The 25,025-nt window shown below is 70.9% G+C and carries 24 protein-coding genes; 8 read left to right on the top strand and 16 right to left on the bottom strand.

Annotation, left to right across the window (positions count from 1 at the left end; translation table 11 throughout):
• Positions 1–46: 46 nt before the first annotated feature.
• Complete coding sequence (locus tag LXN57_RS18280) at positions 47–1,333, bottom strand: NAD(P)/FAD-dependent oxidoreductase (protein WP_251799367.1); 1,287 nt, start codon at positions 1,331–1,333, stop codon at positions 47–49.
• Between the two features lie 375 nt (positions 1,334–1,708).
• Between LXN57_RS18280 and LXN57_RS18275 the strand changes: the two genes are divergently transcribed.
• The 3 genes from LXN57_RS18275 to LXN57_RS18265 are packed head-to-tail and all read left to right on the top strand — an operon-like array spanning position 1,709 to position 4,513.
• Positions 1,709–2,236, top strand: a complete 528-nt coding sequence (locus LXN57_RS18275; RefSeq protein WP_251799366.1) for a SigE family RNA polymerase sigma factor — start codon at positions 1,709–1,711, stop codon at positions 2,234–2,236.
• Positions 2,233–3,441 carry a hypothetical protein gene (locus LXN57_RS18270; RefSeq protein ID WP_251799365.1) on the top strand — a complete coding sequence of 403 codons (1,209 nt, stop codon included), beginning with the start codon at positions 2,233–2,235 and terminating at the stop codon, positions 3,439–3,441. Before LXN57_RS18275 ends, LXN57_RS18270 begins: the two co-directional genes overlap by 4 nt.
• Before the next feature lie 40 nt (positions 3,442–3,481).
• The gene (locus LXN57_RS18265) at positions 3,482–4,513 is read left to right on the top strand and encodes a lysylphosphatidylglycerol synthase transmembrane domain-containing protein (RefSeq protein WP_251799364.1); all 1,032 of its coding nucleotides are present in this window, start codon (positions 3,482–3,484) and stop codon (positions 4,511–4,513) included.
• Here the strand turns inward: LXN57_RS18265 and LXN57_RS18260 are convergent.
• From LXN57_RS18260 to LXN57_RS18240, 5 genes are all read right to left on the bottom strand, one after another.
• Positions 4,510–5,211, bottom strand: a complete 702-nt coding sequence (locus LXN57_RS18260; protein ID WP_251799363.1) for a tetratricopeptide repeat protein — start codon at positions 5,209–5,211, stop codon at positions 4,510–4,512. The genes LXN57_RS18265 and LXN57_RS18260 overlap by 4 nt on opposite strands.
• A gap of 44 nt (positions 5,212–5,255) precedes the next feature.
• Positions 5,256–6,194 carry a cyclase family protein gene (locus tag LXN57_RS18255; RefSeq protein WP_251799362.1) on the bottom strand — a complete coding sequence of 313 codons (939 nt, stop codon included), beginning with the start codon at positions 6,192–6,194 and terminating at the stop codon, positions 5,256–5,258.
• 9 nt (positions 6,195–6,203) lie between these two features.
• Entirely contained in the window at positions 6,204–6,791 is a 588-nt protein-coding gene (locus tag LXN57_RS18250; RefSeq protein ID WP_251799361.1) for a TMEM165/GDT1 family protein, read from the bottom strand.
• A gap of 233 nt (positions 6,792–7,024) precedes the next feature.
• Entirely contained in the window at positions 7,025–8,674 is a 1,650-nt protein-coding gene (locus tag LXN57_RS18245; RefSeq protein WP_251799360.1) for an alpha/beta hydrolase, read from the bottom strand.
• A 90-nt stretch (positions 8,675–8,764) separates the two neighbouring features.
• Positions 8,765–9,985 (bottom strand): MFS transporter, encoded by a 1,221-nt coding sequence (locus LXN57_RS18240; protein WP_251799359.1) that lies wholly within the window; start codon positions 9,983–9,985, stop codon positions 8,765–8,767.
• Between the two features lie 82 nt (positions 9,986–10,067).
• On the opposite strand from LXN57_RS18240, the gene LXN57_RS18235 reads away from it, so the two are divergent.
• The gene (locus tag LXN57_RS18235; protein ID WP_251799358.1) at positions 10,068–10,652 is read left to right on the top strand and encodes a TetR/AcrR family transcriptional regulator; all 585 of its coding nucleotides are present in this window, start codon (positions 10,068–10,070) and stop codon (positions 10,650–10,652) included.
• An 88-nt stretch (positions 10,653–10,740) separates the two neighbouring features.
• Here LXN57_RS18235 and LXN57_RS18230 read toward each other — a convergent pair whose 3' ends face one another.
• Positions 10,741–11,313 carry a TetR/AcrR family transcriptional regulator gene (locus LXN57_RS18230; protein WP_251799357.1) on the bottom strand — a complete coding sequence of 191 codons (573 nt, stop codon included), beginning with the start codon at positions 11,311–11,313 and terminating at the stop codon, positions 10,741–10,743.
• Between the two features lie 122 nt (positions 11,314–11,435).
• Between LXN57_RS18230 and LXN57_RS18225 the strand changes: the two genes are divergently transcribed.
• The gene (locus LXN57_RS18225) at positions 11,436–12,332 is read left to right on the top strand and encodes an SDR family oxidoreductase (RefSeq protein ID WP_251799356.1); all 897 of its coding nucleotides are present in this window, start codon (positions 11,436–11,438) and stop codon (positions 12,330–12,332) included.
• 12 nt (positions 12,333–12,344) lie between these two features.
• On the opposite strand, the gene LXN57_RS18220 is transcribed toward LXN57_RS18225, so the two are convergent.
• A complete protein-coding gene (locus LXN57_RS18220; RefSeq protein ID WP_251799355.1) occupies positions 12,345–13,175 on the bottom strand; it encodes an oxidoreductase in 831 nt (276 codons plus the stop codon).
• Between the two features lie 102 nt (positions 13,176–13,277).
• Here LXN57_RS18220 and LXN57_RS18215 point away from each other — a divergent pair, with 102 nt between their 5' ends.
• The gene (locus tag LXN57_RS18215; protein WP_251799354.1) at positions 13,278–14,111 is read left to right on the top strand and encodes a helix-turn-helix transcriptional regulator; all 834 of its coding nucleotides are present in this window, start codon (positions 13,278–13,280) and stop codon (positions 14,109–14,111) included.
• A 38-nt stretch (positions 14,112–14,149) separates the two neighbouring features.
• On the opposite strand, the gene LXN57_RS18210 is transcribed toward LXN57_RS18215, so the two are convergent.
• The gene (locus LXN57_RS18210) at positions 14,150–14,599 is read right to left on the bottom strand and encodes a MarR family winged helix-turn-helix transcriptional regulator (protein WP_251799353.1); all 450 of its coding nucleotides are present in this window, start codon (positions 14,597–14,599) and stop codon (positions 14,150–14,152) included.
• A gap of 113 nt (positions 14,600–14,712) precedes the next feature.
• On the opposite strand from LXN57_RS18210, the gene LXN57_RS18205 reads away from it, so the two are divergent.
• Positions 14,713–15,231: a hypothetical protein gene (locus LXN57_RS18205; protein ID WP_251799352.1), complete on the top strand. Its 519-nt coding sequence runs from the start codon at positions 14,713–14,715 to the stop codon at positions 15,229–15,231.
• On the opposite strand, the gene LXN57_RS18200 is transcribed toward LXN57_RS18205, so the two are convergent.
• The 7 genes from LXN57_RS18200 to LXN57_RS18170 form a co-directional block, all read right to left on the bottom strand.
• On the bottom strand, positions 15,228–15,533 hold the full coding sequence (locus LXN57_RS18200; protein WP_251799351.1) for a hypothetical protein: 306 nt from the start codon (positions 15,531–15,533) through the stop codon (positions 15,228–15,230). The two genes, LXN57_RS18205 and LXN57_RS18200, sit on opposite strands and share 4 nt — an antisense overlap.
• A gap of 403 nt (positions 15,534–15,936) precedes the next feature.
• Positions 15,937–17,520 carry an APC family permease gene (locus tag LXN57_RS18195; RefSeq protein ID WP_251799350.1) on the bottom strand — a complete coding sequence of 528 codons (1,584 nt, stop codon included), beginning with the start codon at positions 17,518–17,520 and terminating at the stop codon, positions 15,937–15,939.
• A gap of 54 nt (positions 17,521–17,574) precedes the next feature.
• The gene (locus tag LXN57_RS18190) at positions 17,575–18,564 is read right to left on the bottom strand and encodes a zinc-dependent alcohol dehydrogenase family protein (protein ID WP_251799349.1); all 990 of its coding nucleotides are present in this window, start codon (positions 18,562–18,564) and stop codon (positions 17,575–17,577) included.
• Positions 18,561–19,415, bottom strand: a complete 855-nt coding sequence (locus LXN57_RS18185; RefSeq protein ID WP_251799348.1) for a carbohydrate ABC transporter permease — start codon at positions 19,413–19,415, stop codon at positions 18,561–18,563. Before LXN57_RS18185 ends, LXN57_RS18190 begins: the two co-directional genes overlap by 4 nt.
• Positions 19,412–20,341, bottom strand: a complete 930-nt coding sequence (locus tag LXN57_RS18180) for a carbohydrate ABC transporter permease (protein WP_251799347.1) — start codon at positions 20,339–20,341, stop codon at positions 19,412–19,414. Before LXN57_RS18180 ends, LXN57_RS18185 begins: the two co-directional genes overlap by 4 nt.
• A complete protein-coding gene (locus LXN57_RS18175) occupies positions 20,342–21,691 on the bottom strand; it encodes an ABC transporter substrate-binding protein (RefSeq protein ID WP_251799346.1) in 1,350 nt (449 codons plus the stop codon).
• 46 nt (positions 21,692–21,737) lie between these two features.
• Positions 21,738–22,499 carry a DeoR/GlpR family DNA-binding transcription regulator gene (locus LXN57_RS18170; RefSeq protein WP_221379669.1) on the bottom strand — a complete coding sequence of 254 codons (762 nt, stop codon included), beginning with the start codon at positions 22,497–22,499 and terminating at the stop codon, positions 21,738–21,740.
• Between the two features lie 263 nt (positions 22,500–22,762).
• Here LXN57_RS18170 and LXN57_RS18165 point away from each other — a divergent pair, with 263 nt between their 5' ends.
• Positions 22,763–24,994: a putative bifunctional diguanylate cyclase/phosphodiesterase gene (locus LXN57_RS18165; protein WP_251799345.1), complete on the top strand. Its 2,232-nt coding sequence runs from the start codon at positions 22,763–22,765 to the stop codon at positions 24,992–24,994.
• Positions 24,995–25,025 lie beyond the last annotated feature (31 nt).

Here is a 25,025-nt window from a genome sequence, read left to right as displayed (position 1 = left end):
TCCGTCCGGACCACTCGGCTGAACGGACCAATCCCCCGAACAGGCGTCAGCCCGACACCGTGGAGCTCTCCAACGGGACGGCGGCGCCCCGCACCAGGCCCAGCTGGACCCCCTGCCGGGGCAGCAGCAGGTCGAGCAGCCAGTCGGCCGACACCCGCACCCGGTTGCCGGGCATCGAAAGCAGGTGATAGCCGCGGGTCACCACCTTGGCCGGCAACCCGGTCAGCGGCACGCCGAGCGGGTTGGCCGCCGCGTCGAGGCCGCCCAGATCGACGACGAAGCCGAGGTCGTAGTGCTTGTAGGGCCGGCGGCGGCCCTGCCCGTACGAGGCCGCGATGTTCCGGGCGACCGCCGCGCCCTGCCGGGTCGCGTGCTGCGCGGTCATGCCGGTGAGCTCGCCGGGACGGGTCAGGTCGGGCACGGCGGCGGCGTCGCCGATCGCGAACACGTCGGGGTGGCCGGGGACGCTCAGGAACTCGTCGACCACCAGGCGGCCGTTCTTGAGCGGCAGACCGAGGTCGGCCACCACCGGGTCGGGACGCACGCCGACACACCAGATGAGCGAGCGAGTGGGCACGAACTCGCCCGTGGACAGGTGGACACCGTCTTCAGTGGCCTCCTTGACGCTCGTCCGCAGCAGGAGCTCGACACCGCGCGAGCGCAGCACGGCGTCGGCCGCGTCGCCCAGGCGCTCGTCGAGGCTGGGCAGCACGCGGCCGGCGGTGTCGAGCAGGATCCAGCGCACCTTGTCGCGCAGGTCGGGCCGCTCGGCGGTGAGCGCGTCGGTGTAGAGCACGCCCTGCGCCGCCACCTCGGTGCCCGTGTAGCCGGCGCCGGCCACCACGAACGTGCAGCGGGCGCGCTGCTCCTCCTCGGTGGTGGCGTTGACCGCCAGTTCGATCTGGCGCGTGATGTGGTCGCGCAGGTAGAGCGCCTCGGGAATGCCGCGGAAGCCGTGCGCGTACATGGTCACGCCCGGCACGGGCAGCAGCTTGTTGACGCTGCCGGCCGCGATCACCAGGCGGTGGTAGCCGATCGAGCCGGCCCGGCCGTCGGGGTCGACGAAGGAGACCGTGCGGTTGTCGAGGTCGAAGCCCTCGACCTCGCCCAGCACCAGACGCACGCCGGGGAGGGCGGCCTGGAGCGAGACGGTGACCCGGCGCGGTTCGAGGATGCCGGCCGAGACCTCGGGCAGCAGCGGCAGGTAGAGGAAGTAGTCGGTCGGGTTGATCACCACGATGTCGGCGCCGCCGCGGGACAGCTTGGCCAGGGTGCGGGCCGCGGTGAACCCGGCGAAACCGGCCCCGACGACCACGATGCGAGGGCGTGCCATTCAGGTTCCTTCCCCCCTGGGCGCCACCGACGCCCGCCGAGCGAACCGATGCCCGACCGACGCTACCGAAAACCGCGTCACCAGGGATGTGAGCGGCGTGACATTCGAGTGTCCCCGTTCGCTGACCGTTCGGCCGATCTCGAAAATCGGCCGAACGGTTGTCGTCCGGCAAGGGCTCGTCCGACGTCTGGTATGGCGCCGGACAGTGCCCTCACGGGGAGGCGCTGCACGGGTGAAGTCGCTGGTCGGTGCCCACACGGGGTGGCATCGCCCGGCCCGCGCGGGGTGAAGGGGGAGGACGTGACCGGCAGCGCGGTCCTTGAGCCGCCTGGGTACGCTCACGTCTCCCTCGACACCTCGAACGGACACCCTCGAATGGACGCCCGCGAGGCCGACTATGCGCATTTCGTCCGTACGCGGACGCACGCATTGTTGCGCTCGGCGTACCTTTTGACCGGAGATCAACACCTGGCCGAAGACCTGGTGCAGGAGGCGCTCGCTCGCACCCATCGGGCTTGGCCGCGCCTCGACCGGGCCGAGAACGCCGAGGCGTACGCCCGCAAGGTCATGTACCACGCGCAGGTGTCCGTCTGGCGCCGTCCCAAGGTGGCCGAGGTGCTGCCGGCCGACTTCGAACCCGATGATCGCCGGGGCGCCGACGACCCGGCCGACGCCGCCGTCGAGCGCCTGGTGCTGCGCCGTGCCCTGCTCACGCTCAGCGCCAAGCAGCGGGCCGTGGTGGTGCTGCGCTTCTTCGAGGACCACACCGAGGCCGAGGCGGCCCAACTGCTCGGCGTCTCGGTCAGCACGGTCAAGACCCAGACCGGCCGCGCTCTCGCCCGGCTCCGTGCCCTGCTGCCCGACCTGCGGGTACTCACCGAGGTGCCGGAGGGTGGCCGATGAGCGCCGATCATGACCGGCTCCGGGCCTCGCTGCGCGACCTGGCCGACGTCGTCGAGCCCACCGACATGTACGACCGGGCCGTGCACCGGTCGCGCCGGATCGGCCGCCGCGAGGCCACCGTCGGCACGGGCGCCGCCGTGCTCGTGCTCGGCGTGCTGGCCAGCGGGCTGTGGCAGATTCCGCAGCACAAGCAGGCCGACGTCCCGGTCGCGGCCCGTCCGCAGTCCTCGGCCGCCGCCCGGCCGTCCTCGGTGGCGGCGCCGCCCCTGCGAAGCGCCAAGCCGACCCGCACGTCCGCGTCCGCGACCGTCCCGGCCCGCCAGCGCGACCAGGGCGGCCGGCCCACGAAGAAGCCCCGCCCGGCCAAGCCGCAGTCGCGCGCGCTCTCCGACATGACCGGCCATGTCTTCTACGCCGAACGCGACAGCCGGCCCGACGTCGTCCGCATGTCACCGGACGACGGCGCGCACGAGGTGGTGCTGCGCGACGCCCCGTCCTCGGTCGGCATCTCACCCGACGGCAACCGGGTCGCCTACGTGTCCGACGGGACGCTGCTGATCAGCGAGGCCGGCGGCGAGCCGGAACAGGTGCTGGCGGGCGTGGTCGCCGCCGATCAGGCACCGGTCTGGTCGCCCGGGGGCGACCGCCTGCTGATCGACGCGACCGAGCTCGACTCCGCGCCAGGCATCCTCGACGTCGAGACCGGCACGGTGACGCCGCTGCCCGCCGCGCTCGCGGCCGGACAGCATTTCCGCTGGTCGGGCGATGGCACCACGCTGGTCTACGCGACCTCGTACTGCGGCCTCAAACTGACCGAGGGCGATGCCGACACCAGCACCAGCGTGCCCGTGCTGGGCGCGACCCAGACCCGCGACAACCCCGACGGCCTGGCCGCCTGCAAGCCCACCAGCGTCGACATCACCGGCCGCCGGGTGACCGTGCCGTTGCAGACCACGGGCGAGAACACGACCGGCACCGATACGGCCGACACGATCGTCGACACGTCGACCGGCCGGCTGGAGGATCTGCCCGTCCGGGGCTCGGTGGTGGGCGCCGTCTTCGACGCCGAGGGCAACCTGCTGGTCCGCACCGACGAGGACGGCCGGCGGGTGCTGTCGCTGTTCGGGCCCGACAACACGCTGAAGGTGCAGGCCACCGAGCCCGAGTCGGTGCGCGACCTGGATCTGCTGGCCTACACCCGCTGATGTCCGGCGCGCTCCCACCGGGAGTGCGACGATGATCTCGATGGCCGTGCAGCAGCCGACCGCCCGGGCGACGAGCGGGCCGCCGCCGTGGTGGCGGCGGGGGCCCGCCGTGGCCGCCATCGTCGTGGTCGTGCTGGGGGTCGAGCTGGCGCTGGGCTGGTCGTCGCTGGCCACGGCCCTCGCCCAGCTGCGCGCGCCCCAGTGGAAATGGGTGGCACTGGCGCTCGCGGCCGAAATGGCCTCGATGGGCACGTACGCCCGCATGCAGCGGGCCCTGCTGCGCGGCGCGGGCACCAAGGTCAGCATGAAGAAGCACGTCGCCACGGCGTACGCGGCCCACTCGCTGAGCGCCACGCTGCCGGGCGGCCCGGTCTTCTCGACCACGTTCAACTTCCAGCAGCTCCGCCGGTACGGGGTCTCCCCCGCCGTCGCGTCGTGGTGCATCGCGCTCAGCGGGGTGCTGTCGGCCGGCGCTCTGGTGGTGATCGGCGCGGTCGGCGGCCTGCTCACCCGCAACACCGGCAGCTGGCACTCGCTGGCCGGCTACGCGATCGGGGCGGTGGCGGTGGCGTTCGGCGTACGCCAGCTGGCCGAACACCCGCACCTGCTGGACCGCCCGGTGCGGGCCCTGCTGGGCGGGGTCAACCGGGTGCGACGGCGGCCGCGCGAGCACGGCCACGCCCGGCTGGTCGGCTTCGTCGAACAGCTGCGCGAGGTGCGTGTCAATCCGGCGAACTTCGCCTTCGCGGTGGTGCTCGCCCTGCTCAACTGGCTCTTCGACGCGTTCTGCCTGTGGTTGTGCTGTGTCGCGGTGGGCGCCGGCGAGGTGAACCCGGTCAGCCTGGTCATCGCCTACTGCGCCGGGATGGCCGCGGCGAGCGTGCCGATCGTTCCCGGCGGCCTCGGCGTGGTCGACGCCGCGCTGGTGCTGGGCCTGGTCGCGGGCGGACTCGACAGCGGCTACGCGGTGGCCGCGGTCGTGCTCTACCGCATGATCAGCTTCGGCTTCATCATCGGCCTGGGCTGGCTGGTGTGGCTGAGGATCCGCTACAAGAACCGCGCGGCCGTCTAGCTCTTCCGGCCGAACAGTCGCCAGCCGCGTTTCTTGTTGTCGGCCGGGCGTGCGGCCTCGCCGTTGAGCACGGCCAGCCGGTGCTGGGCGACCGGGTTCTCGGGTTCCATCCGCAGCGAGATGAGCAGCGCCTGCCGCGCCTGGTCGAGGTGGCCGAGCGCGTCCAGTGTCACGCCGTGCGTGTAGTAGTAGTGCGCCTCGGTCGGGTCGAGCCCGATCGCCGTGCGGGCGGCCTGCTCGGCGTCCGCGATCTGCCGCTCGGCCGAGAGCAGCGCCCAGGCCACCCGGTCGTGCCAGAGCGCGTTGCGTGGTTCGGCGATGACCGCCCGGTAGGCCATCGTGACGGCTTCCTCGTGCCGGCCGATCACGGTGAGCGCGCGGCTCGACAGGGCGAGCGCCCGCGGGTCGGCCGGGTCGAGCCGGACGGCCCGGTCGGCCGCGTCGAGGGCGGCCGGGGCGTCGTCCATCGCGAGCTTCAGCCGGGCCAGCAGGATCCAGCCCTCACGGGCCGTGGGCTCGGTGGCCAGCACGGGCTGGAGCACGGCGACGGCCCGCTCCAGCTCGAGCTGTTCGAAGAGGGTGGCGGCCTGGGCGAAGGCCACCTCGGTAGGGTTGTTGAAGGCACGCGGGCCGGCTGGCGCGGGCCCATCGGCGTCGAGTCGCTGGTCGGGGTCGGCCCGCAGGGGGTTAGCGGTCACGTAGACCACTTCGGCCGGTTCGGGCCGGATTTGAGCGTTCGGCGTCAGGAAGGCTGCCAGCCCGCCGACCGCGTGTGGTCGTGCGGCTCGTAGAACGGCACCTGCGCGTACGCCCGCACCGGGAACGTGCCGAAAGCCGTGATCCGCGGCGGCGCGGCGGTGAAGCGCGCACCGTGCGGCGGCAGGTTCTCGAGGCCGGTGAGGTGCTCGACGACCGGGATGCCCGCCGCCAGCAGCACGGTGTGTGCCGGTCGCTCACCGCCGGGCACCGCGTCGTCCAGGTTGACCGAGTCGATGCCGACCAGCGCGGCGCCCCGCTCGACCAGCAGCGCGGCGGCTTCGCCGTTCAGGTAGGGCGCGTCGACGGAGTACTCGGGCGTGCCCCAGCTCCGGTCGCCACCGGTGTGCAGCAGCACGGCGTGCCCGGCCACCGTGAGCGGCTCGAGGTCGGCCTCGGTGACTGCCCGGCGCCCGCTGCCGGCCGTGCGCACCACGACGGCGGGCAGGTCAGCCAGCCGTTCCAGGGGCATCCCGGCCAGGTCGGCGCCGCCGTCGTAGCGGTGCCTCGGCGCGTCCAGGTAGGTGCCCGTCTGTCCGAGCATCTCGATGCGGTCGAGGCTGAACTCGGTGCCCTCGGCGTAGTGCGGGCGGGACTGCTCCCAGCTCTGGTGGACCGTGATCGCCGGCGCGGCCATGCCCGGATACGTCGTCATGCCGTCCGTGATCACGTGGCTGAGCTCGACGAACCGCAGCCGCGGGGCCGGATCGGGCGAGCCGGGCGCCGCCGGCTCGGCGAACGTGCGTACGCCGGTGAGCTCGACCCGCTCGACGTCGCGCAGCCCGAGCGAGCCGACCAGGATCCGGACCAGATCGGCCTCGGTGACCTCCAGGTGCGGCACCTCCACCCGCAGGCCTTGCGTCTGCAGGCGACCGCCCGTCGTAAAAGTGACGTCGGCCGTCACTTCCGCCCGATATTGCCGCACGCCGTTCCCCTATCGCAGCTCGATGATCGCTTCGATCAGCAACCAGATGCCGAAGATAGCGAAGAGCGCGGCCGCGCCGTACCGGATGGCCTTCTCGGGCAGGTGCCGGCCGAGCATGCGACCGACGACGATGGCCAGCGCGTCGGCCGCGACCATGCCGACCGTCGAGCCCAGCCAGGTGCCGAACCAGCCGTACTGGGTGGCCAGCGTGATCGTGGCCAGCATGGTCTTGTCGCCCAGCTCGGCCAGGAAGAACGCGCCGCCGACGGCCAGGATCGCCGAGCCGGTGCTGCGCTCGGCCTTGGTCTTCTCGTCGTCGGTCAGCCTGTCGCCGCGCAGCGTCCAGGCGCCGAAGGCGAGGAACGCCAGGGACGCGACCAGGTTGATCCAGCCGGTCGGCAGCGTCGCGCCGAGACCGTAGCCGATGCCGACCGACACCAGGTGCACGATCGCGGTGGCCACGGTGATGCCGATCAGCACCGGAAGGGTCTTGAAACGGGTTGCGAACGTCATCGCCATGAGCTGGGACTTGTCGCCCAGCTCGGCCACGAAGATCACCGCGAAACTGACCGCGGTCGCGACGAGGAAGCCTTCCACAGATAACTCTCCCGATTCGAGGACCGGGAAGAAGAAGCGCAGGGCGGCCTCGACCCGGCCGTTGTCTGACAGCCAAGTCGAAGGTCTCGCTCGCCTTGTGTGAAAGGCCGCGCGGCCGGACCCCGGAACGAGTCAGGGGTCAGTATGTCGACCGCGACATTGGGAGCTACTCCCCTTCGCGGCACCGAGCATAGCCAACGGCCCCCGCCGTCGGGCGGGGGCCGTGATCACTGTCACCGGCCGGTGATGAGTTTCCGCACCTCTTCGACGGGTGCCGGCGCCCGCTTGGCCTCGGTCGCCGCGACGGCAGCCGGCGGCTGGATCGGCCTGCAGCGCTTGTCGGAGCGCTCGCCCGGCAGCCGCTTCGGCAGCTTGCCGGTGGCCAGGTAGTCGGCGATCGTGTCGTCCACGCACCTGTTGCCGGAGAGCGAACCCGAGTGGGTGGTGCCGTTGACGCCCTCGATCAGCACCGAGCGCGGGAACCGCTTGCGGACCTCGAGGCTGCCGCTGAACGGCGTGGCCGCGTCCAGGGTCTCGCTGATCAGCAGCACCGGCGGGACAGTCTCGCCCGACACGGTCACCGGGATCCCGCTGCGGGCCGGCCAGGTGCGGCAGGGCGCGTTGTACCAGGCGTTGGCCCAGGTCTCGAACGGCGCCTTGCGGTGCACCTCCCAGTTGTCGGCGGTCCACTTGGTCCAGCTCTGCGGCCACTCCGCGTCGGTGCACTGCACCCCGAGGTAGATCGCGTAGTTGTTGTCCGCGTCCTTGGTCTGCGGGTTGTTGGTGTCGTACAGCCTGCGGAGCCCGGACGCGTCGCCGTCGCGCACCCAGTCGCTGAAGGCGCGGGCGATCCCGTCCCAGCCGAAGGTGTAGTAACCGGCCTGCAGGAAGATGTCGGTCAGCTCGGACGGGCCGATCCTGCCGCCGGCCGGCGTGCGGGCCAGGTTCTTCTGCTCGGCGTAGAAGCGCCGCTCCACCTCGCGGCCGGTCCGGCCCAGGCGGTACGTCCGGTGGTTCTTGGCGATCCACCGGAAGTAGATCTTGATGTTGCGGTCGAACGCGATGTCCTGGTCGAGGTTCGAGTCGTACCAGACCCGGGCCGGGTTGACGTTGCCGTCGAACACCATGCGGCGCACGCGCTCGGGGTACCGGGTGGCATAGACCTGGCCCAGGTACGTGCCGTACGAGAAGCCGAAGTAGTTGATCTGACGGGCGTTCAGCGCCTGCCGCAGCAGATCCATGTCCCGTACGGTGTCGAGGCTCTTCAGGTGTTCGAGCAGCTTGCCGCCGGCCTTGCCGCAGGCCCGCGCGTAGCCCTCGGCCCGCTGGAGCCACGCCCGCTCGATCTTGGGCGTCGTCGGCACGTAGGCCGGCCGGTTGTAGCCCGTGTAGCCGGCGTCGCAGCTCAGCGACGGCTTGCTGGCGCCCACTCCGCGCGGGTCGAAACCGATCCAGTCGTACGCGGCCCCGGCGCCCTTGGGCACCAGCGCACCCATCACCGACAGGGCCCGGCCCTTGCCACCCGGCCCACCCGGGTTCACCAGCACGACGCCCTGATACTTGGCCTCGGCGACGGTGTGCCTGATCCGGGACACCGCGATCTGGATCTTCTCGCCGTACGGGGCGGCGTGGTCGAGCGGCACGGACAGCATTCCGCACTCGGCCTTGCGAAGCCGCAGAGCCGACTCGGCGCAGGCGCTCCACTTGATCGTCGGCGCTGTCCGGCCCGCCGGGCGCGCCTCATGCTGGAATGCCTGGGCCTTACTCGCCTGCTGAACCGCCGCCTGCGCATCACTCTGGTGCTGAGATGCCTGGGCCTTACTCGCTGGAGCCGCGATCACCGTCAGGGCGATCGTGGTGGCCGCCGCCAGAAGTCGTCTCATGCCAGCCTCTCGTGTCCGATACGCCCCACTATGGTGCAGGGTGGGCGGTCCGATGGGGACCGCCCACGCCGGGGCGCCACGAAAGAGCGGCTACGCGGTGACGCATTTCCGCATCTGCTGAGCGACCAGAGCGGCCGCCCCGAGCACGGCCACGACCAGGCCGTAGACCAGAGCGGTGTCGTGCAGGCCGGCCGAGGTGGCCGCGAAGCCGGCGATCACGGCCGGAACACTGAAGGCCACGTACGCGATGACCAGCGCCACCGCGAACAGTTCGCCGCGCTCGTGCGGGGCCGCCAGCACGGCCAGCGTGCCGAACGAGGCCAGCGACGAGGCGCCGAACCCGACGCCCGAGATCACCGTGCCGACGGCAGCCAGCAGCGCGCTGCTCAGCTCCAGGCCGGTCACGCTGACCGCCGCGCCGACGGTCAGCAGGCTGCCGGCGAGCAGCAGCACGCGCTTGGTGGGAACGTTGCGCAGCAGGAACGAGGTCAGCGCGCCGGTGCCGCAGAGCAGCGTCACCACCAGGCCGCCGACGAGGTGGCTGCCGATGCCGAACACGCCGGCCGCCACCGAGGGGCCGAGCGAGAGGTAGAGCCCGCCGATGGCCCAGCTCGCCACGATGATCGGGACGAGGGCGAGCAGGTCGCCGCGCAACCGGGGCGGAACGCCGAGCCGGGGCGCCAGCGAGGCGGCCGCACCGGGGCGACGGGCGGAGGTCTCGGGGATGCGGGCCACGACGATGCCCGCCAGCACCATGCCGGCCAGCAGCAGCGCCCAGATGAAGTGGGTGGGCGAGGGTGCGTACTGGACCAGGACGCCGGTGCCGAGCGCGCCGACCGCCAGTCCGGCGACCGGGGCCAGGCCGTTGATCAGGCCGGCCCGGCCGGGCGCGTGCGGCGGATTGAGGTCGACCAGGGCCGCGCCCAGCGTGGTCATCGCGGCGCCGGTGGCGATGCCCTGGATCAGCCGCGCGGCGAGGAGGACGCCGACGTCGCCGGCGGTCAGGAAGAGCACGAGCGAGACCGCCTCGACCGCGATCGCCGCAGCGAGGACGGGACGGCGACCGATGTGGTCGGAGAGCGCGCCGAGAACCAGCAGCGAGCCGATCAGGCCGACCACGTAGACGGCGAAGACCGCGGTCAGCGTGGTCGCCGAGAAGCTCCAGAGGTGCTGGTAGACGACGTACAGCGGAGACGGTGCCGCAGATGCCGCGGAAAACGTCACGAAGATCGCGGCAATCGCCGCGAACGCGACCGGGCGGGACAGCCGCCGGTTGCGGACGGACGGCGGAGGGTCGGCAAGGGTGGTCATGGAGGGTGCCTCCGGAAGATCTAACAGACAGGTCTGTCTGGCTGGCCGAGACTAGACAGGTCTGTCTGCTATCGTCAACGTCATGTCCGCCGCGTCACCCTCCACCACCCGCAAGCCGACGGCCCGCGACCGGCTTCTGGCCGCCGCCGACGAGCTGTTCTACGCCGAGGGCATCCACACCGTCGGCATCGACCGCGTCATCGAGCGCGCCGGCGTCGCCAAGGCCTCGCTCTACAGCACCTTCGGCAGCAAGGAGGAGCTGGTCCGGGCCTATCTGGAGGGCCGGCACGCGCTGCGCCGCACCCGCCTGCTGGCCGGCTTGGAGCGTTACGACGACCCCCGCGACCGCCTGCTCGGCGTGTTCGAGGTGCTCGCCGAGCTGACCGGCACGCCCGGCTTCCGGGGCTGCCCCTTCTACAACGCCAGCGCCGAGTCGACCCCCGGCGGCGCGATCGAGTTGGTCTCGAACGCCAATCGGGCGTGGACGCGTGGCCTCTTCTTCGAGCTGGCCCGCGACGCCGGCGCCAGAGACCCGGCCACGCTGGCCGACCAGCTGGTCGTGCTCTACGACGGCGCGTCGGTCGGCGGCCGCATGGACAAGGACTCGAAGGCCGCCCTCATGGCCCGCGAGATAGCCACCATACTGCTGGCCACCGCCACCCTCTGACCAGCGCTCCGCCACACCCCGCAGGCGCGCACACCGCTCAGGCCGGGCGGGTTGCGCTCGCGCCTCTCAGAGCCATCCGCGGGGCCTCTCAGGCCCGGGGGCGCACGCCCTCGAGGGCCAGATCGGTCAACCGGGTCGCCTCGGCGGCCGCGTCGGCGCCGCCCTCGGTGGCGAGCGAGATGGCGTTCACCAGCGTGAGCAGATCGACGATCGACGCGTCGGGTCGCACGCTGCCGGCGGCGTGTGCCAGCCGCAGGAGCTCGCCCCCCGCGTCCACCAGCATCGTTTCGCAGGTGCTGTCCGGCGGCGGTTCGGCCGCGCGACCCCCGCCCAGCAGCGACCGGGCCAGACCCCGCGTGGTCGCCCCGTAGCGAGCGACGGCACGTAGCCACTCACCGAGCGCGGCACCTGGATCGGGGCGCCCGGCCAGCTCGCGCGCCTGCCCGCACAGCACCTCGACGCGATCGTGGAACACCGCCTCCAGCAACGCCTGCCGCGACGGGAAATGCCGGTGCAGGGTCGCCGAGCCCACGCCCGCACGCCGGGCGATCTCCTCGAGCGACGCCTCGGCGCCATGCCGGGCGATCTCGGCCTCGGCCGCCGCCACGATCTGGTCGTAGTTGCGCCGTGCGTCCGCCCGCTTCGGCTTCACGAGTGCCACGCCGGGATCCCTCCAAAAGTGGTGGGACACCCCACTTTTCCTTTGCCAAGTGGGGCGACCCCCCATATCGTACGACGGGTAAGCGGGGTGCCACCCCGCTTCCTGAGGCAAGGGAGAGAGAAATGAGCGAGGACATTCGCCGCGTCGTGCTGGTCACCGGTGCGAGCTCCGGCTTCGGCCGCCTGACCGTGGAAACGCTGGCCCGACGCGGCCACCAGGTCTTCGCCGCGCTGCGCGACGTGCCCGGCCGCAATGCGAAGGCAGCCGCCGAGCTGGCCGCGCTCGCCTCGGCCGACAAGCTCGATCTGCACGTCGTCGAGCTCGACGTGACCGACCAGGACTCCGCCGACCACGCGATCGACTCCGTCACCAGCGCGGCCGGCCGTCTGGACGCGGTGGTGAACAACGCCGGCGGAATCTTCCCGGGCCCGGTCGAGGCCTTCGCCGCCGAGGAGGCGCAGCGTCAGTTCGACGTGAACGTCTTCGGCGCGCTGCGCGTGGCCCGGGCGGCCCTGCCGCGGCTGCGGGAGCAGGGACACGGCGTCCTCATCCAGGTCGGTTCGATCTCCAGCCGGGTCACCATTCCCTACTCGGGGCTGTATGCGGCGAGCAAAGCCGCCCTCGGGAGCCTGACCGAGGCGTGGCACCACGAGCTGGCGCCGTTCGGGGTCGAGGCGGTCATCGTCGACGCGGCTCCGTACCCCACCAACATCGGCGCGAACGCCGTGCTGCCGGCCGATTCGGCGCGCTTCGGGGCGTACGGGGAAGGTTTTGGCCGTTTTGTCGCCGAGCTCACCGAGCGCCAGACGCAGACCCCCGGCGACCCGACCGCCGTCTCGGACGCCATCGTCGCCCTGGTCGAGACCCCGGACGGTGAGCGCCCGCTCCGCACCGTCGTCGCCCCGGCCGCGCAGCTCGACGCCGTCCAGGCCCTCAACGCCCAGGCCGGCGAAACCGCCCAAGCCGTCAGCGCTGACATGGGCGTGTCCGCCTTCCTGGCCGGCCACCCCACCTCGTAGACGCGACGGGGATCAGCCGGCCAGGGCGTCGAGACGGGCGACAGCGGACGGGGGCAGGGAGAGGTCCGCAGCGGCCACGTTCTCGCGGAGATGGGTGACGGAGGACGTGCCCGGGATCGGAAGCATGGTGGGGCTGCGCCGCAGCAGCCAGGCCAGCGCAGTCTGCTGCGGCGTCGCCCCCACCGAAGCCGCCACCTCGTCGAGAACGGTGGACTGCAGCGGGCTGAAGCCTCCGAGCGGAAAGAACGGCACATAGCCGATGCCGTCCGCGGCCAGGCTGTCGACCAGGGCGTCGTCCGTCCGCAGAACCAGGTTGTACATGTTCTGCACGAAGACGACGGGGGCGATGGCCCGGGCCTCGGCGACCTGCTCGGCAGTGACGTTGGAGAGGCCGAGGTGCCGGATCAGGCCCTCCGTCCGCAGGCCCGCCAGTTCGGCGAAGCTCCCAGCCAGCGCGCCGGGGCCTTCGACGCGCAGGTTGACCGCGTCGAGAGCGTCCAGGCCGAGGTGCTCGAGGTTCGATTCGACCTGGGCGCGCAGGTCGTCCGGGGCGGGGTCCCAGCTTCCGCCGGGTCCCCGGCGGAAGCCGACCTTGGTGACGATCCGAAGATTCGACGGGTACGGGTGCAGCGCCTCCCTGATGATCTCGTTGGTCACGAAAGGCCCGTAGTAATCGCTGGTGTCCACGTGCGTGACGCCCAGGTCGACGGCCTCGCGCAGCACCCGGACCGCCGCGGCGCGGTCGCGCGGCGGGCCGAAGGCGTTGGGCCCGGCGAGTTGCATGGCGCCGAAGCCGATGCGGGTCAGGGTCAGGTTGTCGGCGAGCGTGACGGTGTCGTTCATGGCTTCGAGCGTGCCGCCGCGACGGCGGCAGCGGGAGCCAACGGAGGTGCTGGTACAGGCCGTACCACCCAGGGACGGCCGGGCCGGAGGACCATGGTGGGCATGAGTCAACTCGGTGCGGCGCTGCGGGCCTGGCGGGACAGGCTGGATCCGGCGGCGCTGGGGCTCGCGCACCATTCGCCGCGGCGGGTGGCGGGGTTGCGGCGGTCGGAGCTGGCGATGCTGGCCGGCATCTCGGTCGAATACGTGGTCCGGCTGGAGCAGGGCAAGGCGACCACCCCGTCGGCCCAGGTCTGTGCGGCGCTGGGCCGCGCGCTGCAGCTGTCGGACGATGAGCAGGCGCATCTGATGCGCCTGGCCGGGCACGCCGCCGATCCGGGACGGGTGCCGCGCCTGATCCCCGGCAGCCTGCACCGGATAGTGGACCAGCTCAAGGACAACCCGGTCGCGATCTACGACGCGACCTGGCAACTGCTGCACTGGAACCCGCTGTTCGCGGCCACGTTCGGTGATCCGACACGGCAGCCCGAGGCGGAACGCAGCGCGCTGATCGGCCAGTTCGAAGGGCACTTCTCGCGGATCCGCCAGACCGCGGCCGAGCGCTCCGAGTTCGAGAACTCCCTGGTGGCCGACCTGCGCGCGACCACCGGCCGGTATCCGAACGATCCCGGCCTGGCCGCTCTGGTGGCCCGGCTGGTGCGCATCGATCGGTTCCGGCGGCTGTGGGAGCTGCGCGCGGTGGCCGAGCACGAAACCGCGAGCAAGACCGTGGAGCACCCCGAGGTCGGCGACATTCCGATCGACTCCAACGTTCTGACCACCCAGGGCACGGACCTGCGGATGGTGGTGAGCACCGCGCGACCGGGCACGGACGCGCGCGGCAAGCTCGACCTGCTGGCCACGATCGGCCTCCAGAAGATGTCCCCCGCGTCGTAGGCGCCTCAGTGCCGGCCCGGCGACTCGGTGGCACTCCGCTAGGAGGCCTGCTCGGTGGCCAGGTCGCTGAGCCGCTCCAGCGCCGGCAGGGCGGCGACGACCGCCTCGTACTGCTCGGGGGTGAGGCCCTGAAGCAGTTCGGACAGCGCCTCGGCACGCACCCGGCGGCGGTGCGACACAGCCTCGCGCCCGGCCTCGGTGATGCTCACGATCACGGCCCGCCCGTCGCTGGGGTCGCTCGTCCGCTCGGCCAGCCCCTCCTTCTCGAGGCGGGTGACCAGCTGCGTCATGGCGGGCTGGCTGATTCCCTCGGGCGCGTAGAGCTCACACAGGCGGTGCGGGCCGGAACGCTCGAGGCGGCGCAGCGTCGAGGCGGCGGTCAGGCTCAGCGGGCCGCGCGGCGTCAACCGGCGGAGCGTCTCGTAGAAGCGCTCGAAACCGGCGGCGACAGCCGCATCCTCGGCGGGCATGGTCGGATCCGTGGTCAAGGTGGCAGGCTGCACGACCCCAATTTATATCGCTGACTTATGTACGCAGAATTCGCCCGTACGTGCGGGCCGTCCAGCAGACCTACGGGCAGCCGAAATGTCACCATGCAGAAATGGTCGACGACAGCTCGGACGCCGCGGACAGCGACTCCTGGCTGCACCCGCACCTGGGCACCACCACCCGCGGCGGCCACGCCCCGCGCGAGTACGTGGTCGCCCTGCAGCACGTCGCCCTCACCCTCGACGCCGACCCTCGCTGGCGATCGTGGTGGCAGCAGTCCGGCCTCAGCACCTGCGAGCTGGGCATCGTCGCCGAAGGGCGGCTCGACCACCTGCGGCCCAGTGCCGACATCCGCCGCCTCGAGGACCGCCTGCAGGCCAACTTCACCTGCGCACTGCCCACCGGCACGGCCTCGGCCGAACGCACGGCGGCCGACGAAGTGCGCGAGATGTTCGAAGTGATCCGCCAGGCCCTCACGCTGCCCGCGCTGCCACCCAGCCCACCTCTGCCGTGCGTCCCCCGCGACGTCCCGGACGTGCCGGTCACCGCCAAACGCCTGCCCGAGCCCACGCACGAGCCCGAGGTGCAGGGCTACCTGACCCTCACCCAGATCCAGGAGTTCTTCGCCTAGGACGGGCCCTCGACCCAGGTGAGTGCGACCAGCTCGCGGAGCTGGGTGAGCGCGTCGCTCTTGGCCGGCCCCTCCGGCAGCTCGCGGCGGGCGGCCGCGACCAGGTCCGAGCGCAGCAGCGCGTAGATCTGCTCGCGGCCCGCGTCGGGCAGGTCGGGTATCCACAGGCTGCCGAGGTTCTCCGCGACGACCAGGCGGAGCCGGTCGGCGGTCCTCCGGTCGTCGAGGCGCGGGATGAGATATTCCAGCGTCCATTCGAAGAGCCCGCCCGTCGCCTGCCAGTCCCGGCCCGGTCGAACCATGATGAGAGCCGCCATTGTCGCCGTCCCAGGATGAAGACCCGCGGTGCTAAGCCCTGCTCTGTCACGAACTTTTCCACCTTTGCCACCTGGTCGGCGGTGAACAGCGAGACGTCCACCGGCACCAGGTCCGCCTTCTTCAGGTGCAGCACGATCTGCTGCGAGAAACGCGCCCACTGCCGTTCGAACCGGTGGGCCGCGAACGGGCCCACCGCGTCGTACGAGCGTCCGCGCTGGTCGAACCAGTCGGCCCGGCACCCGGGAGCGGCCCGGGTCAGGCGCACGCCCAGCTCGACCTCGATACGGACAGCCGTCACCGCCTCGTTGTGCCGGTATCGACCGGTCGCAGGGTCCATGCCCAGCGCACGGATCCGTTCCCGTTCGGGGGTCGGATCCGGCGCGCGCATCAGCTTTGCACTCGCTCGGGCCGGTGGGCGCCCGGCTCTTTGGCGGGGCGCCGATCCTTGGCCGAGGGCCGCTCCTCGGCCACAGGTAGCTCCTCGGCCGAGGACTCGGGTCGTGGAGCCGCCGGGGTGACCACCACCGGGACGCCGCCATGCCCGATGCCCGCGTAGATCACCGGCCGGGCGCCACGCACGGTGAGCGCGTGCGCCACCCCCAGCAGGAACGCGGCGGCCAGCGCGACCGGCACGATCCAGCGCAGCGGCGAGCTGCCGGGCACGCCGAACAGCACGGCGAGGTCGCGGAGCACGAGGTAGCCCAGCGCGCCCAGGGTGACGCTGGCCAGCACCGGCGCGGCGAAGCGGGTGAACGCGCCCTCGCCGTTCGGCACCCGGTTGAGGTGCAGCAGCGCGGCCACCGACGTCAGGATCAGGAGCACGAGGATGCCGGCGCCGCCCGCGATCATCAGACGGCGGCCGGTCAGCGGCGCGTCGGCCACTCCGACCGCGGCCGCCCCGGCCAGCAGCAGCGCGGCGACGGCGGACTGGGTCAGCGAGGCAGCGCGAGAAGCCAGGGTGCGGCGGGAGGTGCGACCCAGTCCGGCCGGCAGAACGCGTTCGCGGCCGAGCGCGAACAGGTAGCGCGACATCGCGAAGTGCAGACCCAGGATCGCCGCGAGCAGGCCGGTGAGCAGCATCAACCGGCCCAGCGTGACGGCCCAGGGCGCGAGGCGGGCGGCAGCCAGGTCGAACAGCAGCTCGGCGCCGCGGGACCGGGCCAGGCCGGCGATCCGGTCCGCGCCGGTGGCCGCGCTCAGCGACCACGAGGCGCCGGCCAGCAGGAGGGCGAAGACGGTGACGGTCGCGTAGGCGGCGAGGCCGGAATCCCGCCGGGGGCGGATCGATTCCTCGGCGTACGCCCCGGTGGTCTCGAAACCGACGAAGGCGAGCACACCCACCGCGAGCAACAGACCTAGCGCGGACCGGTCGATCCCCGGCCCCGGCGGGAGGATGCTGCCGACGGTGATCCCGCCGTCGCCCGGATCGAGCACATTGGCCGTCGCGAAGCCGGCCGCCACCGCGATCTCGGCCAGCACGATCAGCGCGATCAGACCCCCGACGATCTCGACCCGGATCGTGCCGCAGAGCGCCACCAGCAGCCAGCAGCCGGCCGCGACCATCCACCACTCGGCGCCCACACCGAACCAGCTGCGCAGCAGGGGAGCTGCGGCGGCGCCCACCAGACCGTAGAGGCCGAGTTGAATCGCCTGGTAGGACGCGAGGGCGAGCCAGGCCGAACCGATTCCGGCCGGCCGGCCCAGGCCCCGAGCGACATACGCGTACATCGCACCGGCGAAGGGCGCCCGGTTGGCCATGGCCGCGTAGCCGGGAGCGAACACGACGAGGACGACGCCGAGGGCCAGGAAACTCAGCGGAACCAGAGGCCCGCCGCCGGTGGCGTAGGCGGCGGGCACCACGGTGATGAGAACGGCGATGGGTGCCGTCACGGCCAGCGCGAAGAACGTGACAGCGGCCGCGCCGAGACGGCCAGGCGCGAGGCTGTGGCGTGACTCCTCGGGCGTACCCACCCGTCTATTTGATCCTGAAGAGTGACTGCCTGACAACTAGCCGTAAGGTTTCACTCACGGCTCAATGAGGATCTTCCTCCCGACCCCGGCCCGGAACTGGTCGAGCGCCTGCGCGTAGTCGGCCAGCGGAAAGCGGTGACTCACGAAGATCGACGGGTCGAGCACCCCGGCCGCGAGCAGCTGCCCGGCGCGGTCGAAGCTGTGCAGCACCGCCATCGAGCCGGTGATCGTGATCTCGCGCCGATAGATCTCGTACGGCTCGATCGCGACCCGCGCGTCATAGCCCGACACTCCGAACTGGAGAAACGTGCCACCGCGTCCGACCCGCGACAAACCATCCCGGATCGCCGCCTCGGCGCCCGTGCAGTCGATGACCACGTCGAAGCCCCGCGGCGCGTCCAGCTCGGCGGCCGAGGTGGTCGCGGCCGAACAGCCCAGCCGCTCGGCCGTCTCGAGCCGGGCCGGGTTCAGGTCCACCATGGACACCGACTCGGCCCCGGCCCGCTTGGCCAGCTCCAGCATCATCAGCCCCATCGTCCCGGAGCCGTAGATGAGGTACGAGGTGGCCATCGCCCGCGGCAGCACGTCGAAGCCGCGGACCGCGCACGAGAGCGGCTCGATCAGCGCCGCGTCCCTGGCGGCGAGGTGGCTCGGCAGCTTGAACAGGTTCGCCATCGGCGCCGCCACGAACTCGGCGGCGCCGCCGCCGACCGTCACCCCGATCGCCGCCCAGTTCTCGCACTGGTTGCCCCGCGCCCGCTTGCAGTAGTAGCAGTAGCCGCAGTACAGCGACGGATCGACCGCGACCTGGTCGCCGACCGCGTAGCCGGTGACCGCCGAGCCGACCGCGACGATCTCGCCGGCGAACTCGTGACCGGGCACGATCGGGAACGACGGGGCGAACTCGCCGTCCATGATGTGCAGGTCGGTGCCGCAGATGCCGACGGCGGCCGGCTTGACCACCACGTCGGTCGGGCCGGGAGCCGGGTCCGGCACCTCCTCGATCGCGATCTTTCCGGGCGTGACGACGACGGCTGCCCTCACTTGACGGCTCCCATCGAGAGGCCGCGGACCAGCTTGTTCTGGGCCACCCAGCCGGCGATGAGCACCGGCAGCGACACGATCGTCGCGGCCGCGCACAGCCGGGCCAGGAAGGCGCCCTCGGACGAGATGAACCCCACCAGGAAGATCGGCGACGTGCCGGAGTTCGTGGCGGTCAGGTTCACGGCCAGGAAGAACTCGTTCCAGGCGAAGATGAAGCAGATCAACGCCGTGGCAGCCAGACCGGGGCTGACGATGGGCAGGATGATCTTGCGGATCGAGGTGAGCAGTCCGGCCCCGTCGACCTCGCCGGCCTCCAGCACCTCGCGCGGCACCTCGAGCAGGAACGAGCGCATCATCCAGACCGCGAGCGGCAGGTTCATGCTCGTGTAGAGGATGACCATCGTCCAGATGTTGTCGAGCATGCCGAGGTGCTTGACCAGCAGATAGACGGGCAGGAAGGCGGCGACGACCGGCATCATCTTGGTGCTGATGAAGAAGAACAGCGAGTCGCTCCACTTGGCCACCGGACGCAGCGACAGGGCGTACGCGGCCGGGGTGGCCAGCAGCACGACCAGGAGCGTCGAGAAGACGCTGGCCATCAGCGAGTTGAGCAGGAACGGCGTGATGTTGCGGTCGAAGACCTGGCCGTACTGGGCCAGGGTGGGCGCGAAGAACCAGGACGGCGGGTTGGTCGCGGCCGCGTTCTCCTGCTTGAAGCTGGTGAGCACCATCCAGATCACCGGGAACACGAACACGATCCCGGCGATCCAGGCGGCGATGCCCCATAGGGAGTTCTGGAACCCCCGGCTTTTCTTTCTGTTTTCCGCCGCGGGCGTGCTCAGCGCCCTCATCGGTTCTCCTCCATCTTGAACAGGCTGGAGATGACCCGCAGCGCGAACGTCGCGACGATGATCGTCAGGATCACCACGATGACGCCGGCCGCGGAGGCCTCGCCGTACTCGAACTTGCGGAACATCGTCAGATAGATCTCGTACGGCAGGTTGGTCGTCGCCGTGCCCGGCCCGCCCTGCGTGATGCTGAAGATCGCGTCGAACGTGTTGACCAGGTAGATCGAGCCCAGCAGCGCGCCCAGCTCCAGGTACTGGCGCAGGTGGGGCAGGGTCATCCGGCGGAAGATCTGCCACGCGTTCGCGCCGTCGACGCGGGCCGCCTCGAGCACTTCGTGCGACTGCGACTGCAGGCCGGCCAGCAGGATCAGCATCATGAACGGCGTCCACTGCCAGACCAGCGTGGTGATCACGGCGGCCTTCGGATATGAGGACACCCAGTCGGTCGAGCCGCCGAAGATGCCGTTGATCAGCCCGTACGTCGGGTTGAAGAGGGCGTGCTTCCAGAGCAGCGCCGCGGCGATCGGCATCACCAGGAACGGCGTGATGAGCAGGGTCCGGACGATGCCGCGGCCGAAGAACTTACGGTCCAGCAGCAGCGCGAACACCAGGCCGAGGACGAGCGAGAAGATCACCGCGCCGGCCGTGAGCACCACGGTGTTGACCAGGGCCGATCGCAGCCGCGAATCGGTCAGGACGGTGACGTAGTTGTCGAACCCGACGAACGGCTTGTCCCCGGGGCGCAGCGCGTTCCAGCTCAGCGTGGAGAGATAGATCGTGTAGAGGAACGGCACCTGGGTGATGACGATGGCGAAGATCAGCGCGGGCAGCAACGGCGCCCGGCGTACCCAGCGGTCTTTGGCTCCGCCCTTGGGGGGCCGGACAGGCGCCTGGGTGCGCCTGCCCGGCCGGGCGACCGTAGTGGTCACTTACTTGTACTTCTTCGCCACGTCTTCGGCCTGCTTCTGACCGTCGGCCAGCGCCTTGTCGACCGTGTTGCTGCCGGCGATGGCCGCGCTGACCTCCTGCGACACCTTGGTGCCGAGGTCGGCGAACTCGGGGATGCCGACGAACTGCACGCCCAGTGCGGGCCGCGGCTGCACACCCGGGTTGGTCGGGTCGGCATGCTCGATCGAACCGAGCGTGACGTCCGCGAACGCCTTCGCCGACTCCTTGTACTGAGGGATCGAGTAGGTCGAGGTGCGCTTGCCGGACGGCACCCGGGACCAGCCGAGCTGCTCGCCGACCAGCTTCTCGTAGTCCTTGCTGGTCGCCCACGACATGAACTTCCAGGCGGCGTCGGCCTTCTTGGTGGTCTTGGGCATGGCCCACGCCCACGTCCACAACCAGCCCGAGTACTCGGTCTTGTTCACCGGGGCGTACGCGTAGCCGACCTTGCCGGCGACCTTGCTGGCGTTGGGGTCCTCCAGCGTGCCGGCGGCCGACGTGGCGTCGTACCACATGGCTGCCTTGCCCTGGCCGAACGTGTTGAGGCACTCGGTGAAGCCGGACTGCGGGGCGCCGGGCTGACCGTGCTGCTTGAGCAGGTTGACGTAGAAGTTCGTGGCTTCCTTGAACTCCGGCGAGTTGACCTGCGCGTTCCAGTCCTTGTCGAACCAGGTGCCGCCGTACGTGTTGACGACCGTGGTCAGCGGCGCGAACAGCTCACCCCAGCCGGGCAGGCCACGCAGGCAGATGCCGGAGACGCCCTTGCCCTTGTCGTCGAGCTTGGCGGCGAAGTCGGCCACCTGGGCCCAGGTGGGCTTCTCGGGCATCTTGAGGCCCTTGGCGTCGAAGAGTTCCTTGTTGTACATGAGGAACGACGACTCGCCGTAGAACGGCGCCGCGTAGAGCTTGCCGTCCTCGCCGCTGAGCGACGAGACCATCGGCTTGATCAGGTCGTTCACGTCGTACGCGGAGTCGGCCTGAGCCTGCGTCGACACCTCGTGCAGCCAGCCGTTCTTGGCCCAGATCGGCACCTCGTACGCGCCGACCGTGGCCACGTCGTACTGTCCGCCCTGGTTGGCGACGTCCTGGGTGACTTTGTCCCGCAGTTCGTTCTCCGGGAGGATCGTGAACTTCACGGTGATCCCGGTCTGCTTCGTGAAGTGCTCGGCGGTCAGCTTCTGGATGTCCTCCATCTGCGGGTTGCCGACCATCAGCGCGGTGATCGTGTTGTCGGCCGAGTCGCCGCCGCCGCTGGTGGTCGAGCCGGCGCCCGAACAGCCGGCCGTGAAGGCCAGCAGCCCGGCCACGACCACAGCTAGTTTTTTGGACATGGTGGAACCTCCGTTTATCTAAAACGGCGAGTGGGAGTGGTGAATCTCAGACCCGGATGACTTGCGGTCCTAGCCGGGAATAGCGGTTCGCCTCGGAGACCGGTAATGCGGTGTCCGTGACCAGTGATTCGAAATCAGATATCTCAGCGAATCGGCAGAATGTGCGTACGCCGAATTTTGTGTGAATGCCGACGAAGACCCGGCGGCGGGCGGCCGCCACCGCACGTGCCTTCACGTCCGCGACGGCCGGGTCCGGCGTGGTGAGCCCGACCTCCCGGGAGATCCCGTTGGCCCCGATGAAGGCCAGGTCGATCACGAAGCCGGAGACCATGGCCGCCGCCCAGTGGTCGACGGTGGCCAGCGTGCGTCCCCGCACCCGGCCCCCGAGCAGCAGAACGGTGGCCGGCGAGTTCGCGGCCATCCAGGCCGCGGTGTTGAGCGACGCGGTCACAACGGTGAGCGGCCGGTCGGCCGGCAGCGCCTCGGCGATCAGCTGAGGCGTGAAGCCCTCGTCGATGAAGATCGTTTCCGCGTCCCCGATGAGGCCGGCCGCGGCCGCCGCGATACGCCGTTTCTCGGGCACCCCGCGAATGGTCCGCATGGCGAGGTCGGTCTCGAATTTCGCAGTCTCCACGGGATAGGCCCCGCCGTGGGTTCGCCGGATCAGGCCGTGCTTTTCCAGCAGGCGCAGATCGCGGCGAATGGTTTCGGCGGACACGTCGAGTTCGGCCGCGAGTTTCGCGACCTCGACCTCACCGTGCCGGCGGGCCAGGGCGACGATCTGATGCTGTCGCTCGTCCGCATTCAATTGCCGCCACCTCCCGCCTCGTTGACCGACCTATTTGTAACACCGGAGAAACCTGTGGCCTCCATCACAAGCTCACAGACTTCGTTGTTTACTTGCCCGTTTGACCAGGCCCGGGGGTCGATCAAGATCGTTCTAAACTACGACGATGCTCGCGAATCGCCTGACCGTTTCCAGGGAAATCATGACCACATCGTGACCGGTCGTGTGAGCTCGGGCGGCCCCGTTTTCCTCATGTGGGACCGTCCGAGGACGACTGGTCAATCGTGCTAGCGACAGATCAGCTCGGTGAGTTCCTCTCCGCGGTCGCGGACCGCCCCGACGGTCCGGCCGCGCACCACGCTGCCGTGGAATGCGCGGCTCGCGCCCTCGGCGCCGACATAGCCGTCCTCATGATCGAGGGCAGCGTCGTGGCGGCCGTCGGCCTGCCGCCCGACAGGGTGCCCGCCCAGCCACTGGCTGAGGTCGCCGCCGGTCGGCAGACCACCCTCGAACTGCCCCACGGGCAGTACGCGGCCACATACGCCACGATCGGCGGCGCGGCCGACGGTGTGCTGGTCCTCGGCCGGGCGCGGGCGCCGTTCACGACCGAAGAGGTCTGCCTGCTTCGCGGTCTGGCCCGCGTGCTCGAGCTCAGCCTCCAGTCGCTGCACATGATCGAGTCGGAGCGGCGCTACGCCGAGGAGAAGGGCCGCCTGCTCGGCTACCTCGACCAGGGCCGGCGTGTCTTCGAGGAGATGGCTGCCGTGCAGCGGGCGATCGGCCGACGCGTGCCCGTCCCGCAGATCTTCGACATGGTCCTGGTCGCCGTGCGCGACCTGCTCGGCGTCGACATGGTCGCGATCAACCTGCTGGACGCCGATGACCGCACGCTCGGCAGCACCGTCGCCGCGCTCGGTGTGCCGCCCGGGCCGGCGGCCAAGCGCCAGCTCATCCCGGTCGCCTCCGGCGGCGTCTCCGGCCTGGCGATCCTCGGCGACGAACTGGTGGCGGTCGAGGACTACGCCTCGTGCCCGATCGCGCTGCCCCCGATGACCGCCATCCAGCTCGAGTCCGTCATGGCCGCCCCCGTGCGGGTCAACGGGCAGGCCGTCGGGAGCCTCACCGTCGGCACGTTCGGCGCCCGTCGGGTGTGGGAGAAGCCGGCCCGCGAGATCCTGCAGGCGTTCGCCGAGCACCTCAGCCTCGCGCTGACCGACGCCCGCACCCAGGAGGCGATGAGCCAGGCGTTCCTCGACTCGCTGACCGGCCTGGCCAGCCGCGCGCTGTTCCAAACCCGCATGGAGGAGTCGCTCGGCCACGCCGGACTGGGCGGGGCCGTGCTCTTCGTCGACCTCGACCGTTTCAAGGTCGTCAACGACTCGCTCGGACACTCGGCGGGCGACGCGCTGCTGACCGGCGTGGCCGACCGCATCCGGAACTGCCTGCGCGACGGCGACACCGCCGCGCGCCTGGGCGGCGACGAGTTCGCGGTGCTGCTGCCCGGCGTGCTCGACGCGGGCGAGGCCGTGCCGGTGGCTGAGCGCATCCTGGCCGCGCTGCGCGAGCCGTTCGACCTGCTCGGTTCCGAGACGTTCATCAGCTCCAGCATCGGCGTCGCGTTCAGCGGCCCCGACCAGCACGCCGCGGCCGAGCTCATGGTCCACGCCGACCTCGCGATGTATCAGGCGAAGAAGCACGGCAAGGACCGGTACGAGGTGTTCGAGCCGGCCATGCAGGAGGCGTTCCAGGCGCACATCGCGCTCGAGGCCGACCTGCGCCGGGCGGTCCTGCGGCACGAGTTCGAGCTGCGCTACCAGCCGATCGTGCACCTGCAGACCGGCGAGATCAGCGGTGTCGAGGCGCTGATCCGCTGGATGCACCCCGAGCACGGCATCGTGCCGCCGATGGACTTCATCCCGCTCGCCGAGGAGACCGGCATGATCGTGCCGATCGGCGAATGGGTGCTGCGCGAGGCGACGACCCGCGTCGCCGAATGGAACGCCCGCCGCGAGGGCCCGCCGCTGTCGGTCAGCGTCAACGTCTCGGCCGTGCAGCTCGAGCAGGCAGCTCTGGTCCAGGTGGTGGAGTCGGCCCTGAGTTCGGCCGGCCTGGCGCCCGACCGCCTGGTGCTGGAGCTGACGGAGTCACTGCTGGTCGACCACCGCGCAGCCACGCTGGAGCGCCTGGGCGCGCTCAAGGCTCTCGGCATCCGCCTGGCCATCGACGACTTCGGCACGGGCTACTCGTCGCTGGCCTACCTGCGCCAGTTCCCGGTCGACATCATCAAAATCGACAAGTCCTTCGTGGACGACGTGGTGGACGAGCCCACCGCGGCCGCGCTCACCCACGGCATCATCCAGCTGGGTCGCGCCCTGGATCTGTCGACGATCGCCGAGGGCATCGAGCACGCGGGCCAGCTGACCTCCCTGGCCGGCGGCGACTGCGAACTGGGCCAGGGCTACTACTTCGCCGAGCCCCTGACCGGCGCCGCCCTCTCCGACCTGCTCTTCCCCTGAACCGCGCCTTCTTCGGACGCCGACCGGCGCC

This window comes from Paractinoplanes hotanensis (assembly GCF_023717965.1).
Taxonomy (GTDB): Bacteria; Actinomycetota; Actinomycetes; order Mycobacteriales; family Micromonosporaceae; genus Actinoplanes; species Actinoplanes polyasparticus.
Note: the sequence above shows the minus strand (reverse complement) of the source record. Positions and strands in the feature narration are given on the sequence as shown.

What these genes read in the sequence shown, in the direction of transcription:
- LXN57_RS18280 (WP_251799367.1), bottom strand. Translation starts at nt 1,333, where the DNA reads ATGGCACGCCCTCGCATCGTGGTCGTCGGGGCCGGTTTCGCCGGGTTC.
- LXN57_RS18275 (WP_251799366.1), top strand. Translation starts at nt 1,709, where the DNA reads ATGGACGCCCGCGAGGCCGACTATGCGCATTTCGTCCGTACGCGGACG.
- LXN57_RS18270 (WP_251799365.1), top strand. Translation starts at nt 2,233, where the DNA reads ATGAGCGCCGATCATGACCGGCTCCGGGCCTCGCTGCGCGACCTGGCC.
- LXN57_RS18265 (WP_251799364.1), top strand. Translation starts at nt 3,482, where the DNA reads ATGGCCGTGCAGCAGCCGACCGCCCGGGCGACGAGCGGGCCGCCGCCG.
- LXN57_RS18245 (WP_251799360.1), bottom strand. Translation starts at nt 8,674, where the DNA reads ATGAGACGACTTCTGGCGGCGGCCACCACGATCGCCCTGACGGTGATC.
- LXN57_RS18240 (WP_251799359.1), bottom strand. Translation starts at nt 9,985, where the DNA reads ATGACCACCCTTGCCGACCCTCCGCCGTCCGTCCGCAACCGGCGGCTG.
- LXN57_RS18235 (WP_251799358.1), top strand. Translation starts at nt 10,068, where the DNA reads ATGTCCGCCGCGTCACCCTCCACCACCCGCAAGCCGACGGCCCGCGAC.
- LXN57_RS18225 (WP_251799356.1), top strand. Translation starts at nt 11,436, where the DNA reads ATGAGCGAGGACATTCGCCGCGTCGTGCTGGTCACCGGTGCGAGCTCC.
- LXN57_RS18220 (WP_251799355.1), bottom strand. Translation starts at nt 13,175, where the DNA reads ATGAACGACACCGTCACGCTCGCCGACAACCTGACCCTGACCCGCATC.
- LXN57_RS18215 (WP_251799354.1), top strand. Translation starts at nt 13,278, where the DNA reads ATGAGTCAACTCGGTGCGGCGCTGCGGGCCTGGCGGGACAGGCTGGAT.
- LXN57_RS18205 (WP_251799352.1), top strand. Translation starts at nt 14,713, where the DNA reads ATGGTCGACGACAGCTCGGACGCCGCGGACAGCGACTCCTGGCTGCAC.
- LXN57_RS18200 (WP_251799351.1), bottom strand. Translation starts at nt 15,533, where the DNA reads ATGGTTCGACCGGGCCGGGACTGGCAGGCGACGGGCGGGCTCTTCGAA.
- LXN57_RS18185 (WP_251799348.1), bottom strand. Translation starts at nt 19,415, where the DNA reads ATGAGGGCGCTGAGCACGCCCGCGGCGGAAAACAGAAAGAAAAGCCGG.
- LXN57_RS18175 (WP_251799346.1), bottom strand. Translation starts at nt 21,691, where the DNA reads ATGTCCAAAAAACTAGCTGTGGTCGTGGCCGGGCTGCTGGCCTTCACG.